The 14,061-nt window shown below is 70.3% G+C and carries 13 protein-coding genes; 6 read left to right on the top strand and 7 right to left on the bottom strand.

Annotated elements, in window-relative coordinates; genetic code table 11:
- Positions 1-5: 5 nt before the first annotated feature.
- The gene (locus D9753_RS22115) at positions 6-1,178 is read right to left on the bottom strand and encodes a serine hydrolase domain-containing protein (protein WP_121788563.1); all 1,173 of its coding nucleotides are present in this window, start codon (positions 1,176-1,178) and stop codon (positions 6-8) included.
- A gap of 70 nt (positions 1,179-1,248) precedes the next feature.
- On the bottom strand, positions 1,249-2,592 hold the full coding sequence (locus tag D9753_RS22110) for a transcriptional regulator (protein ID WP_121788562.1): 1,344 nt from the start codon (positions 2,590-2,592) through the stop codon (positions 1,249-1,251).
- A 254-nt stretch (positions 2,593-2,846) separates the two neighbouring features.
- Between D9753_RS22110 and D9753_RS22105 the strand changes: the two genes are divergently transcribed.
- The 4 genes from D9753_RS22105 (at position 2,847) to D9753_RS22095 (ending at position 6,051) form a co-directional block, all read left to right on the top strand.
- A complete protein-coding gene (locus D9753_RS22105; RefSeq protein WP_205614228.1) occupies positions 2,847-3,674 on the top strand; it encodes an ATP-binding protein in 828 nt (275 codons plus the stop codon).
- Between the two features lie 132 nt (positions 3,675-3,806).
- Positions 3,807-3,974: a hypothetical protein gene (locus tag D9753_RS36640; protein WP_163010549.1), complete on the top strand. Its 168-nt coding sequence runs from the start codon at positions 3,807-3,809 to the stop codon at positions 3,972-3,974.
- An 89-nt stretch (positions 3,975-4,063) separates the two neighbouring features.
- Complete coding sequence (locus D9753_RS22100) at positions 4,064-5,260, top strand: JmjC domain-containing protein (protein WP_121788560.1); 1,197 nt, start codon at positions 4,064-4,066, stop codon at positions 5,258-5,260.
- Positions 5,194-6,051 carry an aldo/keto reductase gene (locus D9753_RS22095; RefSeq protein ID WP_121788559.1) on the top strand — a complete coding sequence of 286 codons (858 nt, stop codon included), beginning with the start codon at positions 5,194-5,196 and terminating at the stop codon, positions 6,049-6,051. Before D9753_RS22100 ends, D9753_RS22095 begins: the two co-directional genes overlap by 67 nt.
- On the opposite strand, the gene D9753_RS22090 is transcribed toward D9753_RS22095, so the two are convergent.
- The 3 genes from D9753_RS22090 to D9753_RS22080 form a co-directional block, all read right to left on the bottom strand.
- Positions 6,039-6,896 (bottom strand): hypothetical protein, encoded by an 858-nt coding sequence (locus D9753_RS22090; protein ID WP_121788558.1) that lies wholly within the window; start codon positions 6,894-6,896, stop codon positions 6,039-6,041. The two genes, D9753_RS22095 and D9753_RS22090, sit on opposite strands and share 13 nt — an antisense overlap.
- Before the next feature lie 306 nt (positions 6,897-7,202).
- Positions 7,203-7,694, bottom strand: a complete 492-nt coding sequence (locus D9753_RS22085; RefSeq protein ID WP_121788557.1) for a DUF2267 domain-containing protein — start codon at positions 7,692-7,694, stop codon at positions 7,203-7,205.
- A 470-nt stretch (positions 7,695-8,164) separates the two neighbouring features.
- Entirely contained in the window at positions 8,165-8,590 is a 426-nt protein-coding gene (locus D9753_RS22080) for an Hsp20/alpha crystallin family protein (RefSeq protein ID WP_205614412.1), read from the bottom strand.
- A gap of 192 nt (positions 8,591-8,782) precedes the next feature.
- Between D9753_RS22080 and D9753_RS22075 the strand changes: the two genes are divergently transcribed.
- Complete coding sequence (locus tag D9753_RS22075; RefSeq protein ID WP_121788555.1) at positions 8,783-9,085, top strand: hypothetical protein; 303 nt, start codon at positions 8,783-8,785, stop codon at positions 9,083-9,085.
- 485 nt (positions 9,086-9,570) lie between these two features.
- Here D9753_RS22075 and D9753_RS22070 read toward each other — a convergent pair whose 3' ends face one another.
- Positions 9,571-11,046: an MFS transporter gene (locus D9753_RS22070; RefSeq protein ID WP_121788554.1), complete on the bottom strand. Its 1,476-nt coding sequence runs from the start codon at positions 11,044-11,046 to the stop codon at positions 9,571-9,573.
- Positions 11,047-11,206: 160 nt separating this feature from the next.
- The gene (locus tag D9753_RS22065) at positions 11,207-12,520 is read right to left on the bottom strand and encodes a DUF445 domain-containing protein (RefSeq protein ID WP_121791222.1); all 1,314 of its coding nucleotides are present in this window, start codon (positions 12,518-12,520) and stop codon (positions 11,207-11,209) included.
- A gap of 196 nt (positions 12,521-12,716) precedes the next feature.
- Between D9753_RS22065 and D9753_RS22060 the strand changes: the two genes are divergently transcribed.
- Positions 12,717-14,060: an SGNH/GDSL hydrolase family protein gene (locus D9753_RS22060; protein WP_121788553.1), complete on the top strand. Its 1,344-nt coding sequence runs from the start codon at positions 12,717-12,719 to the stop codon at positions 14,058-14,060.
- Position 14,061: the final 1 nt, after the last annotated feature.

Below are 14,061 nucleotides of genomic sequence, written 5' to 3'. Positions count from 1 at the left end.
AACCTCTAGGCAAGTGACCTTCGCACCGCGTCGACCAGAGATGCAGCACGGACATCGTCAATTCCTCCGATGATGCTGTTCATCGCGTACCCGAAGGCAACACCGTGCTCCGGATCGGCGAAGGCGAGCGACCCGCCTCGGCCGGTGTGACCGAAAGAGCTTGGCCCGATCATCGGGTTGGTCTCGGTGGGCAGCATGTATCCGGCGCTGAAGCGGCTCGGGATGAGCATGACCTGGTCCTTGCCGCTGGCCTGCTCCTCGGTCGCCGGCGCCAGGGCGGCCGGGGAGAGCAGACGCACTCCGTCCACTTCGCCGATCAGCGCGGCGTACATGCGCGCAAGAGCACGTGCGGTGCTGATGCCGTTGGAGGCGGGGAGCTCCGCGGCCTGTACCTCCGGTGAGTCGAAGTCGATCTCAGGCGGGTCGGTGACCGCGTACGCCCTGTTGCTGAATGAGTTCGGGTCCCGCCAGGCGGCGACCTGTTCGCGGAGGTCCTCGGGAACCGACTCGGTGGGCAGGGTGGTGAGGTCGACGTCCGGCCGTTGGTACACCATGCGGCTGACTCGGTTGCGTTCGTCGGCGGGCAAGCCGATGAAGAAGTCCAAGCCGAGTGGAACGGCGATCTCGTCGGCGAAGAAGCGGCCCGGTGAGCGGCCGGATACCCGTCGGATCACCTCGCCGACCAGCCAGCCCCAGGTCCGGCCGTGATATCCGTGCGCTGTGCCCGGAGTCCAGAGGGGCCGTTGAGCGGCCAGTGCTGCCGCCATCGGGTGCCAGGACAGTGCCTCCTGCAACGGCACCGGCTGATCCAGCGCGACCAGGCCGGCCTGGTGGGACAGGAGCCAGCGCACAGGGATGTCCGCCTTGCCGTTCGCGGCGAATTCCGGCCAGTACTTCGCGACAGGTGCGTCCAGGTCGAGTGCTCCACGCTCGGCCAGCATGTGCACGGCGGTGGCGGTCGCTCCTTTGGTCGCCGAGTAGACCAGTTGCAGCGTGTCCCGTGTCCAGGGACGACCGGTTTCGGCGTCGGCCACGCCACCCCACAGGTCCACCACCGGTCGGCCGTTCCGGTACACGCACACCGCCGCGCCGAGGTCCCCGTGCCGGGTGAAGTTCTCCATGAACGCCGCCCGCACTGGCTCGAACCCGGGGGCCACCTCACCGTAGATCGTCGTCATGTCGGCCATCCTGGCAGTCTTGCAGCCCTCTTCACGAGACGGCTCGTCCCCGGTGTTCAGGCGGTAGCCATCAAACGGCGACGGACAGTTCCTGCAGGCGCTCGCGGAACTCGCGGACGGAGGGAACGCACTTGTGCGGCTCCAGCCGTGTGGAGAATTCCTTGAGGCGGTTAAGGGCCCGAATGGAGCTGACGCTGTCCTCCAGCAGTTCGGCGCCGTAGTTCGCGGCGTCCAACGCACCCTCCAGGTCACCGCCAGCAAGTCGCGCCTCAGCCAGACGGCTTGACCGTACTGCCTTGTCCCGGGGGGCGGCTCTCGTCACGGAAGTCTCCAGGGAACTGGTCGCGCGTTCCACCTGCCCCGAGCGCAACAGGACCTTTCCCTCGGTCGACCGCAGTTGTGCCTCGCCGAACCAGTCGAGCCAGTCAGGGTTCTCGTCCGTCACGTGACGCTCCCACAGGGAGGTGGCACGGTTGAGTGCCGTGCCCGCCTCGCGGTGGCCGCCGTCGCGTGAAAGCGCCTCTGCCTTGTGCAGGTAGAGGAACGACTGGGTCCAGGGCGACAGAGAGCGTGGCGCGTTGTCGATGGCGGTCGAGATGAGGTCGACACGCTCGGCGGCGCGCCCGGCCTCGGAGACGTGCACGCCCATCTCCGCGAGGATGAAGGCGCCGAAGGCGTCGTCGCCGGCGGTGCGGGCGCTGCGCAGGGCACCGACGTAATAGCGCTGCCCTGCGGATCGTAGGCCGGCGTCGTAGGCCATCCATCCGGTCAGGTGCGACACGCGGGCCGCCAGCGCGTACAGCCGGAGCCTGACTTTGTCGGTATAGCGGCCACCGCCGAGGAGACCGGTGACCAGAGCCAGGTCGCCTCGTGCCTGTTCCAGCAGTCGAGCGCCGCCAAGCTGGTCGTCGAGCGTGCGGAGGGTGCTGATGCGCTGCTCGATCGTCGAGATCATCGTGTCCGTGACCTGGTCACCGTTGAGCGCCGCGGCTATGGCGGAGGGCGCGTCCACCCAGCTCGCCGCGAGACCGGTCAGGGCGGCTCCTGTGATGGTGAGGACGCCTCTGCGATCCGTCCATCCGCTCCCCACCAGGTCGGACAATGCCTCGACGGTACCGGCCTCTGTCCAGGGAGCGGTGAGCCCGGTTACCTCCCAGACAGGGAGCCAGCGGGGCCATCCCTCCGCACATGCCTGCTCGTATGGGACGCCCAGCAGGTCGGCGAGGACGCGCTGGGCGTCCGCTTCCGGCTCCTGGCCCTGTGCCCACTTCCATACAGTCGTCCGGTTGGTCGCCAGCGGGATACCGAGCTTCCGCCCATGGTCCTGCATGAGCCGGGCGAATTCGGCCTTGCCCCATCCACACGTCTGGAGGAGGAAGGTCAGCGGGTGGACTGCTACCGGCTCGGTAGGCACGTCATCACTCCTGTCGTCCCCTCAAGGCGTCGTTGGAAGGCTACCTTCGCGTGTCCGAGTACGGGGAGGGCGTCCCCAGGAGAAACCCCCTAGAAACGTTCCGGTGGGCCGGCGCACCGCCGTTGACTGAGTATCAGCCGCCGGCGAGCGAGTTCAGTTGAACGCTCGCGGAGCGGCTCCTCAGATCGGCGGCTCCATTCCTGTGCCCCCCGTCGGGGATGGAGCCGCTCTCCAGCTCTTCGGAGGCGTCCGCCATGCCCACGCTCGTCCATCGGTTCGTCCTCGCGGGTATCGAATCCGAGGTGCCCCCGGCTCGGCGCGAGATCGTCGACAAGGTACGTGCATGGGGTGTGCCGCTGGACGAGGAGACCGCCGACGCCATCCGACTCGTCGCCTCGGAGCTCATCACCAACGCCGTGGTCCACGGGGCGGGGCCGACCACCGTCACCGTGTTCAACCGGCCCGGTCGCTTGCTGATCGATGTCCTGGACGGCGACCCGTCGGTTCCGCGGACCGGGTCTGCCCAAGCGGACGACGAGAACGGGCGTGGCTTGGCGTTGGTCCGACTACTCTCGGCGCGCTGTTCCTGGGAGCCCGCTGGCGCCGGTAAGCGGGTATGGGCCGAGATGGCACTGCCCATGGCGGTGGAGCCGAGCACGGCTGCCGCTGGACCGCGTGGCTTATTCGCGATGTGGGCCAAGCACCGGGATGGGGCCGAGCCCCAAGTCGCTGACGATGGCGATTGCCTGATGGGGAGGCACGCAGTACGAGCGGCTCTGTCTCCGGAGCGCGATGTGGTCTTCCGCCCCATCCGCCGCGACATCGACCCCGTCACCGGCGAGCCGACGGCCTATGCGCTGTGGGACCGGCATGAGTGGCAGGCGCATGGCGAGTGCTGGCTGTGGTGCGGCCGTGACGACGTCGAGGTGACGTGGATCGGGCCCGTCCGGTCGAGCGGCATGCACGCGGCTCTCTTCGCGTGCCGCGCGTGCCTGTACGAACTGGACCAGCACGTCCTGGAAGCCAACATGCGCCAGGACGCAGCCGTCCTGGCGATGATCGGCCGGGCCGCCTGGCCGTAGGCACAGAGCTGCGGCTCACTGGGCCGCCCAATTACCGCCGCCTCACGGAAATCCATCTCTCCCACGGCCGTGAGACGGCCATGACCTCCCCCCGGAGCCCCGGCGGGAGACCCGAAGAGGAAGGAGCACGAGGTGGAAGAGCGCACAGCACTGCCTCCGGCCCATAGCGGGCTGCTGATGGCGGTCGAAGAGCTGACCGCCGTCCACGACCGGTACGACAGCCTCCGGTCCGACAACGCCGGAAGCTCCGGCGACGCGCCGTGGCCCGGCGGCGACGGCAACCTGCACGACAGCGAGTAGGCACGCACCAAGCGGCTGGGGCCGGCACAACTGGCCGTGCCGGCCCCGCCGTGTCCGCATCAGGTGACCACACCCTTGGAGGCACAGCGATGGAACATCGGCTGATCAACGCGATCGAGACAGCACTCGGGTGGAGCGGAGCCGAGGAACTGGGCAAGAGCTTCGCGCGGGGCAGTTTGGACGACCCCGCACTCCTCTCCCGCCTCCTGACCCCCAACCGGCTGCTCGACATCGCCATGCGCAGGAGCCTGCATCGCCCGCAGTTCCGGTGCTTTCAGAACGGTGTGGAGGTGCACCCGGCCGTCTATTACACCGACAGCGTCAGCCCTCGGGGCCAGAGCATCCCCATGGTCAACATGCGCAGCCTAGGGAACCTCCTTCGAGAAGGCGCGACGCTCATCCTCGACCAGGCCAACGTCTTCGACCCGACGATGGAGGTCGCGTGCCGGGCGCTGCAGTGGTGGTCCCATGAGCGCGTGCAGGTCAACGCATACCTGACAACGAACGACGCCGCCGGCTTCCCCCTGCACTGGGACGACCACGACGTCGTGATCGTGCAACTCGCAGGCGAGAAGGAGTGGGAGGTGCGCGCGGCTTCCCGCAAGGTCCCCATGTACCGGGACTCCGACCCCAACAACACCCCGAGCGACGAGATCATCTGGTCCGGCGTGATGAGGACCGGCAACGTCATGCACATCCCCCGAGGCCACTGGCACCAGGCGACCAGGACCGGCAGCGGCTCGGGGAAGAGCCTCCACGTCACGTTCGGCATCACCAAACGCACCGGCGCCAGCTGGCTCGCCTGGCTTGCCGACTGGAGCCGCGAGCACGAGATCTTCAGGCACGATCTGGACCGCTGGCACGTTCCCGACAACGCGTCTCTGACCGAGGCCGCCACGACACTGCTCGGCGAGCGCTCCCCGGCCGCCTACCTGGCCGCGTACGAGCAGGAAACGACACTGCCTCGGCATGTGCCGTTCCTCGGCACCCTCGGGCCGCTCGACTCCGTGGTGTGCACTACACACTTCCCTCCCCGGATCCAGGAGAGCGGGGAGGCCGTCGACGTCTTGACCTCGGGGAAGAAGGTGACCCTCGCGGCCAAGGCCCTGCCGGCGCTGCGTCTGCTCTTGAGCGGCAGGCCGGTCGTGCTGGAACAGGCCGCGGCCCTCGTCGGGGCCGAAGTGGCAGAGGTCGCTGAGATCCTGGTGGAGGAGGAGCTGTGCGCGGTCCTGACCCCCGAGTTGTCCTCGGGCTACACCGGTCTCGTCACGAACGCCGGCTCCTGACCGGCGCGCTGGACCTGGGCGTCGCCGCACTCGACACCAGCACCAACTACCTCGGCTTCCGCTCGCACCAGATCCTGGCTCGGACAGCCAGTGACCTGCTGCCGAAGTTCACGGTCTCCACAAAGGTCGGCTACTTCGCGGGGCCCGACGGGGCGGTGCACTCCCTGGATCCCACGCGGCTGAACTTGGCCGTGGAAAAGGCGGCCAAGGACCTCGGACGGGAGCCAGACCTTGTGTTCCTGCACAACCCGGAACACTCGCTGCGGAAAGCCGCCCCGCACAACCAGGATCTGCTAGCAGCGGCGTGCACCGCCCTGGATGACGCCAAAGAAAAGGGGCTGTGCGGCGCCTGGGGGGTCGCGTCGTGGGATCCGTCCCCGCTGCTGAGCCTGGTCGAGGTGACCGTGCCGAGGCCATCGGTTCTCATGGTGCGCGCCGGCTTGCTGGTCGGCGCCAGAACGCTGGACGCGGCGGACACCCTCATCAATGCGTGGAATCTGGGGTCTGGCGAGGTCTGGGGGATGAGCCCCTTTGGGAGCAGCACCAGTGCCTCGGTGTGGGACAGGCTGGACCCGCGCCTTTTCCTCCAGGACGGCGGCCGGCTCTCCCGCATCCAGGCAGCTTTCAGAGCCGCCTACCACCTCCCGGGGGTCGACTCCATAGCCGTGGGCACCGACAAGCCGACCCACCTGGGGGAACTCGTCGGAGCCCTGGCGGGCCAGGTGGAGGAGCGGACCGTCCAGGAGTACCGGAAGCTCCTCCGCGACCGCTCGCGTGATCAGTCCGCCTGAAGCTCCTCGATGACCTGCTCGGCCATGCGCTGTGCAGGCTCCAACCGAGGATCCTCAGGGTGCGCGTGAAGCCCGAGGATCTTCGAGCAGACGAACAGCGTCATCAGCTTGCCGTCCCGGCTCTCGAAGTCATGCCGACGCTCCTGCCGTACGCGATCGGCCAGAGACGGGACGGCAAGCGAGCTCGCCCACAGCGAGGCGGAGTCCAGTCCCTGCGGGGCGTTCCCCCAGTCCTCCCAGTCGAACAGACTGAACACCGGGGCCGTTACGTTGGCCCAGTTCAGGTCGGCGTGGGCAGGCACCCAACACTGGACGGTCGTATCGAAGTCGCCGGGAAAGACAGCTCGGATGGTCTCCGTGACCGACGCCTGGGTGATGGTCTCAGTGTCGGGTGTGGCGACCCGCCTCGTCCGGTGCGTTGCCAGCGCGTCCAGGGATGCGTTCAACCCATCCCACCACTCGTCCGGGAGTTCCGGGGCCTCACTCAGAATGGCGTTTCCGACGGGAGGGGCTGGCAGGAGGTCAGTCTCGTCGGCACGCCACATCACCGGTTCGTTCGTGTCCCGCCAGACCACGCATCCTTGCCATGCCGGCTGGGCGACGCCATCCAAGCGGGCGGCGCACTCCGCGCCGTTCCATCCTTGATCGGTGATCTTGTCGAGCAGGCGTCGCTCGATGCGGACCCAGGTCTCGCGGTCTGTCCGGGCTCCCACGGAACGGCGCTTGCGCACCACCGTATCCGGGGGGAAACGCACCTGCAGAGATCGCGCGACGCGATCAAGAAGCCCATCGACCGGTTGCACTCGCAGATCAACAGTCCGCCCCGGGGAGACCGAGAGTGTCATACGCGCGACCGTAGCAGCGGAGCGGCGTCGAGAAGGCCGACTCGGGCCACGGCGACCACCGCTTGCATGTCGCTCCCGAAAGGAAAGGGGACCATGGTCTGAGTCTGTTCACCGGGGATCGAATCAGTCACCTTTGACCTGGCAGCGGCTCAGCCCATAGCTGTCGCCACCGGCGAGTATTCCCTTCGGGGCCGACCCCGCCGGATAGTCCGGCGACTGCTCCTGGACACCGTCACTCGTTCTTCGCAGCCGGACGGCTGACCAGCTCCACAGGACGCCGCGTGTGTGGGCGGCGCCCTGTTGGGGTCAGGCTGCTGCCGCCAGGTCCGCTCGGCCGAAGAGGAGGGCGTAGCCCGGGGGGAGTTGGGACAGGACGCGGGTGGTGAGGGGCTCGCCGACGTGGTCCGAGAGGACGCTCAGGACGGTGCTGACGTCCCAGCGGGCCGTCGCGGGGGTCGAGCCCTCGATGCGGGTCGCCACCGACTCGACGAACTCACGGGCCGCCAGGGGCTCGGCCTCGGGGACCTGGGAGGCGATCAGCCGGCCCGCCTCCAGGGGGAGGGCCTGCGCCAGGGCCACCCGTTCCTCGCCGGTGACGTGGCCGCCCAGGGCCGAGAGGACGGTACGGGTGACGTGGTCCGCCTCCGTCCTCGTCGGGTACTGGCCCGCCTCACGCACCGCCTCGGTCAGCTCCCGCCAGCCGGCGTCCTCGGTCACGTCCTTGACGCGGGGGCGCAGGGACGTGGCGTGGGACGGGGTGGGGATGGTGGTTCTCGGCTGCGGGGTTGTCACGGTCATCGTGCTGGCTCCTCCTCCGGAACGCTTCGGGGCACCGCAAGCCCGGTACCCCGTAATGCGGCCGGCATGAGCGGGAGTTCGGCCCATGTGAGGTATGTGGCGTGATGTGTGCCATGGGGTGGCGTACCGGCCGGGGTGGCGTACCGGCCGGGGTGGCGTACCGGCCGGGGTGGCGTACCGGTCGTGGTGGCTTGCGGGTCGTGGTGGCTTGCGGCCGTGGTGCGGGTCGTGGTGGTCTGCGGGTGGGTGTGGCGTGCGGGCGCGCGGCGTCCGGGCTGTCGCCGCTGTGGCGTGCGCGGCGTACGGGCTGGGGTGGCTGCGGCGTGCGGGGCGCGCTGCGTGCGGACTGTCGGGGCGGCGCGACGCCCTCGTGCCGCTGTGGGCGGGGGCGCGTCCCGGGCCCTGTTCGGGCCGCGGGACGCGTGGGGTGGGCGGCGGCGAGTGCCCGGACGGGCCTCGCCGGAGCGCCGTCAGCCGTTGAGTTGCTTCCGGCCGCCGCCCCCGCCGCTGATCTGGATGCGGCGCGGCTTGGCCTGTTCGGCCACGGGGATACGCAGGGTCAGGACCCCGGAGTCGTACGAGGCGTCGATGCGCTCGGTGTCGAGGGTCTCGCCCAGGAACAACTGGCGGGTGAATGTGCCCGTGGGTCGTTCGGCGACCAGCATCTCGGCGCCCTCGGGGGCGACGGCACGGCGTTCGGCGCGGACGTTGAGGACGTTGCGCTCGACGTCGAGTTCGATCGACTCGGGGTCGATGCCGGGCAGGTCGAAGTGGACGAGGAAGTCGTCACCGGAACGGTAGGCGTCCATCGGCATGGCGGCCGGGCGGGCGTTCGCCCCGAGGACCTGCTGCGCGAGCCGGTCGAGTTCGCGGAACGGGTCGGTACGCATGAGCATCACGGGTCACTCCTCTCTTCAGGTGGGTGCGATGCCCTACGACTTCTTATATACCCCCTCAGCCGGAAAGTTGACAAGCATCGACTCAGGTTCAGCCTTTCGAGGCTTCCGCGCGCTAGCCTCGGAACAGATCTCAAGACAGATCTCGGGGCAGATCTCGGGGCAGCAGCAGGGACACAGGAGGAGGCACTCATGGCCAGGGTTCCCAGCGCGGTCGTCGCCGCGACCGGGCTCGTCGGCGGGTACGGCGTCGCCCGCTGGACGAAGAAGCGGCAGTTGGGCGGCGTGGTCCTGACCGTCGCGGGTGCCGCCGCGGCGCGGCAGTGGCAGCGGCAGGCGGGCGGGACGGCCGCGGGCGCGCTGACCGCCGCGTACGTCGCCGCGTTCGCCGGCTCCCATCCGCTCGCCAAGAAGGTCGGCGCCTGGCCGTCCGTCCTCGGCGTCGCCGGCGCCGTCGCCCTCACCTCCTGGGCCGTCGCCGACCGCAAGGCCTAGACAGCGACCGCCGGGTCGGACACCGCCCGCACCGGGGGCGGGCCCACCGCTCGACGGTGTCGCGCTGCGTGCGGGGCTCGCGGACGAAGCGGCGAGTGGCCTGCCGGCCGCCCCGGTGCCCCGTCGCCACCGGTGGCCTTGCAGTTGCCGTACTCGTTCGGCGGATGGGCCGACTGTGTACCGGTCCGGGACCTGGGGGCGATCGCGTCGGTCTCCTGCCGGTCATCTCGCCGGCGACCGCCCCGCTCCGGCGTCCGGTCCGGGAGTGGTGGTGCGGCGTCCACCGCGCGCCCGTCCACCGCGCGCCCGTCCGTCGCACACCCGGACCGACGACCGGCCTGCCGGGCCTGCTCGTGCCGCCGGCCCGGTCCGCGCTCCTGCTGGGGGCGCGGACCGGGCCGGGCCGGCTGTGCGGCTCGCCGTGTTCACGGGGGTGTGCGAACCGCCCGCGGGGTGTCAGGCGTGCCCCGGGACGATCCGGCCTTCTACGCCGCCGTCTTCGCCCGGCCGGTGACCGCGGTCAGCGGGCGGGCGACGTCCTCCAGGGAGCGGCGTTCGGCCCGTACCGCCAGGGCCGCCGCGACCAGGCCGGCCGCGCACATCAGCCCCGCGCCGATCGAGAAGGCGAGGACCGTGTCGCCGACCCGGCCGGTGTTGGTGAGGTCGGCGAAGAGCAGCGGGCCGCTGATGCCGCCGGCCGCGGTGCCGAGGGCGTAGAAGAAGGCGATCGACATCGCCCGTGTCTCCATCGGGAAGATCTCCGACACCGTGAGGTAGGCGCTGGAGGCGCCGGCGGAGGCGAAGAACAGCACCGCGCACCAGCAGGCGGTCAGGGTGACCGCGCTCAGGGAGCCCCGGCCGAAGAGCCATGCCGTGCCGAACAGCAGCAGGCCGGACAGGATGTACGTCGAGGAGATCATCACCCGGCGGCCGACCGTGTCGAAGAACCTGCCGAGCAGCAGCGGGCCGCAGAAGTTGCCGATCGCGATCACCGCGAAGTAGTAGCCGGTGCGGTCGGCGGGCACGTCATAGAACTTGGTCAGGATCGCGCCGAAGCCGAAGGTGATCGCGTTGTACAGGAACGCCTGGCCGACGAAGAGGGAGAACCCGAGGACGGCCCGCTTGCGGTACTGGCCGAAGACGGTGCGGGCGATCTCCAGGAAGGTCACGTTCTTGCGCTGGCGGATCTCCAGCTCGCCCTCGGGCCTGGGGAGCCGCTCGCCCTTCTCGGCTTCCACCCGGCGTTCGATGCCGGTGACGATGTCCTCCGCCTCCCGGTCCCGGCCGTGGATCAGCAGCCAGCGCGGACTCTCCGGGACGTGCCGTCGTACGAGCAGGATGACCAGGGCCAGGACGGTGCCGAGCGCGAAGGTCAGCCGCCAGCCGACATCGGCGGCCAGCAGGTCGGTGTCGAGCGCGACGATGGACAGCAGGGAGCCGCCGACGGCGCCCAGCCAGAAGCTGCCGTTGATGATCAGGTCGACCCGGCCGCGGTAGTTCGCCGGGATCAGCTCGTCGATGGCAGAGTTGATCGCCGCGTACTCGCCGCCGATGCCGAAGCCGGTCAGGAAGCGGAAGAGGAAGAACCACCAGGCCTCCCAGGAGACGGCCGTCATGGCCGTCGCGGCGAGGTACACCGCCAGGGTGATCATGAAGAGGTTCTTCCGGCCGAACCGGTCGGTCAGCCGGCCCCAGAACAGCGCCCCCACGCAGGCGCCCGCCACGTACAGCGCGGCCGCGGTGCCGGTGACCTGCCCGGAGCTGATCGACAGGCCGCTGCCGGGCTCCGACAGGCGGCTGGCGATGTTGCCGACGACCGTGACCTCCAGACCGTCCAGGATCCACACGGTCCCCAGGCCGATCACGATGGTCCAGTGCCAGCGGGACCAGGGCAGACGGTCCAGCCGGGCGGGTATGTCGGTGGTGATGGTCCGGCCTCTCTCGGCCTGCGCTGTACTCATGGGCTCCCTCCCTCGCCGAGGACGGGATATCGGGTGCCCTGAGCCCGTCGGAACAGTCCGGTCCGGCAGCCGGGCCGGCCGGGGCCCCGCCAGGTCGCCGGCCCGGTCCGGCAACTGCCCCGGCCGCAGGAGCCCCGGCCCCTCGGCCGGGCCGGTTGCGTCAGGCGCCCAGCCCGCGCGACACCGTGTAGATCAGCAGCCCGGCCAGGGAGCCCACGACTGTGCCGTTGATCCGGATGAACTGGAGGTCGCGACCGATGTGCGCCTCGATCTTGCGGGTGGTGTGCTCGGCGTCCCAGCCCGCCACGGTGTCCGTGATCAGTGAGGTGATCTCCTTGCGGTACGTCGTCACGACGTGCACCGCCGCGCCCTCCACCCAGCTATCGACCTTTCCCTGCACCTTCGACTCGGTCGCCATCCGCGTGCCCAGCGACAGCAGCGCGGCCCGCACCCGCAGCCGCAGCTCACTGCGCTCGTCGTCCGCCGCCGCCACGATCATCGACCGTACGGCCGTCCACGCGGACGCGATCAGCTCCTGCACCTCGCCCCGGCCCAGCACCTCGGTCTTGAGCCGTTCCACCCGGGCGCGCGTGTCCGTGTCGGACTGCAGGTCGGCGGCGAAGTCGGTGAGGAAGCGGTCGAGGGCGCCGCGCGCCGGATGGGAGGGCATGTCCCGCATCTCGATGACGAAGCGCAGCAGCTCCTTGTAGACCCGCTCGCCGACCTTGCGGTCCACGAACCGCGGGGTCCAGCCGGGGGCGCCGCCCTCCACGGCCACCATCACGTCGTCGCGGTGGAGCACCAGCCAGTCGTGGGCGCGGGTCACCACCAGGTCGACCACGCGCCGGTGCCCGCCGTCGGCGACGACCTTCTCCAGCATCGTGCCGAGTCGGGGCGCGATCTCCCGGGCGTCCGCCCGCCGGGTGATCGCCTCGCCGACCACCGCCTGCACGTCCGAGTCCCGCAGCACCGTCAGCGCGCCGCGCAGCGCGGTGGCCAGCTCCGCCGTCACGCGGTCGGCGTGCTCCGGCTCCGCGAGCCAGGTGCCGAGCCGGCCGCCGATCCCGACCGCGCGCAGCCGCTGCCGTACGACGTCCTCGGAGAGGAAGTTCTCCCCGACGAACTCGCCCAGCGAGACGCCTAGCTGGTCCTTCTTGTTGGGGATGATCGCGGTGTGCGGGATGGGCAGGCCGAGCGGGTGCCGGAAGAGCGCCGTGACCGCGAACCAGTCGGCGAGCGCGCCCACCATGCCCGCCTCGGCCGCCGCCGCCACATAGCCCGTCCACGTCCCGGCTCCCGCGTGGCCGGCCACCTTCGCCAGCACGTACACCACGGCCACCAGCAGCAGCAGCCCCGCCGCCGTCAGCTTCATCCGCCGCACCCCGCGCCGGCGCTCCTCGTCGGCCGGGGTGAACGCGGTCATGGTCCGGTACGACGTGCCCCGTCCCTGCGTTCCCGTCTCGGTAGGTTCCATCAGCTCCACCCGTTCGGTGATCCCGCACACAATTGTCCCTGTCCGACCGACTTCTGGAACGAAACCGGGGTTCCCGGCGTCTGTCTCTACGGGAGTAGTGGCAGGGTCCTGTCAGATCTCCCCGGCCCATGACGGATCATGGGCTCAGCAAGATCGGAGCCTCGGGCTCCCATCTCCCGAGGAGAACAACACAAGCATGACCAAGCGTCATGGTTATGCCGTCCTGTGCGCGCTCGTCGCGCTGGTCGCGGCCCTTTCCGCCGCCATCTACGTCACCGTCGCGGCCGATGACGGCACCGCCGGCACCGTCCGCGGCACCCTCGCCGACAGCCGCCCGCACCGCGACTCCGCCGCCGCCCCCGCCTCCACCGGCACCTGGGTGGGCGCCTGGGCCACCGCACCGGTCGGCGGCGAACCCGGCACCGAGGCGGCCGGCATGGCGGGCCGCTCGGTCCGCAACGTCGTCCACACCGCCACCGGCGGTACGAGTGCCCGCATCACGCTCTCCAATCTGTACGGCCAGTCACCGCTGACCCTCACCCACGCCACGATCGCGCTCTCGGCCGGGGACGGCACCGCGGCGGCCGACGCGACGACGATGCGCCGTCTCACCTTCGACGGCGGCACCGGCGTCGTCGTCCCCGCGGGCGGACAGACCGTCAGCGACGCCGTACGCCTCACCATCCCGCGCGGCAGCGACGTCCTCGTCACCACCTACTCCCCCACCGCCTCCGGGCCGGTCACCTACCACCCCCACGCCCGCCAGACGTCCTTCGTCGCCGACGGCGAGCGCGCCGAGGACGTGACCGGCGCCCCGTACACGCAACAGACCCCCTACTGGCGATATCTGACGGCGCTCGACGTCCTCAGCAACGAGGCCGACGGCACCGTCGTCGTCTTCGGTGACTCCATCACCGACGGCATCACCTCCACCACGGGCGCCAACCACCGCTGGCCCGACATCCTCGCCGGCCGGCTGCGCGGCGCCCTGGAAGGCGGGCGTCAACTGCCGCGCTACAGCGTCGTCAACGAGGGCATCAGCGGCAACCAGGTCCTCGCCGACGGTCTCGGCCGGCCCGCCGAGAACCAGAGCGGCCTCGGCCGTTTCGGTCGCGACACGCTCTCCCGCACCAACGCCAGGGCCGTCGTCATCGACCTCGGCGTCAACGACATCCTCCGCAACCGCGAGCTGGCCGACCCCGACCGCATCGTCACCGGCCTGCGCACCCTCGTCCGCCAGGCCCACGCCCGCGGCCTGAAGGCCGTAGGTGCCACCCTGATGCCCTTCCGCGGCCACCGCGGCTTCACCCCGGCCCGCGAGGCCGTGCGGCAGCAGGTCAACGCGCGGATCCGGGCGGGCGGCGTGTACGACGCCGTCGTCGACTTCGACCGGGCGCTGCGGGATCCGTACGACCCCCGCCGGCTGCGCGCGGAGTACGATTCCGGCGACCATCTGCACCCCGGCGACCTGGGCTTCGCCAGGATGGCCGAGGTCTTCGACCTGCGCACGCTGCGGGGGGCGGGGCAGACGGAGCTGTGAG

This window comes from Streptomyces dangxiongensis (assembly GCF_003675325.1).
Taxonomy (GTDB): Bacteria; Actinomycetota; Actinomycetes; order Streptomycetales; family Streptomycetaceae; genus Streptomyces; species Streptomyces dangxiongensis.
This window is presented reverse-complemented; position numbering and strand designations above follow the sequence as displayed.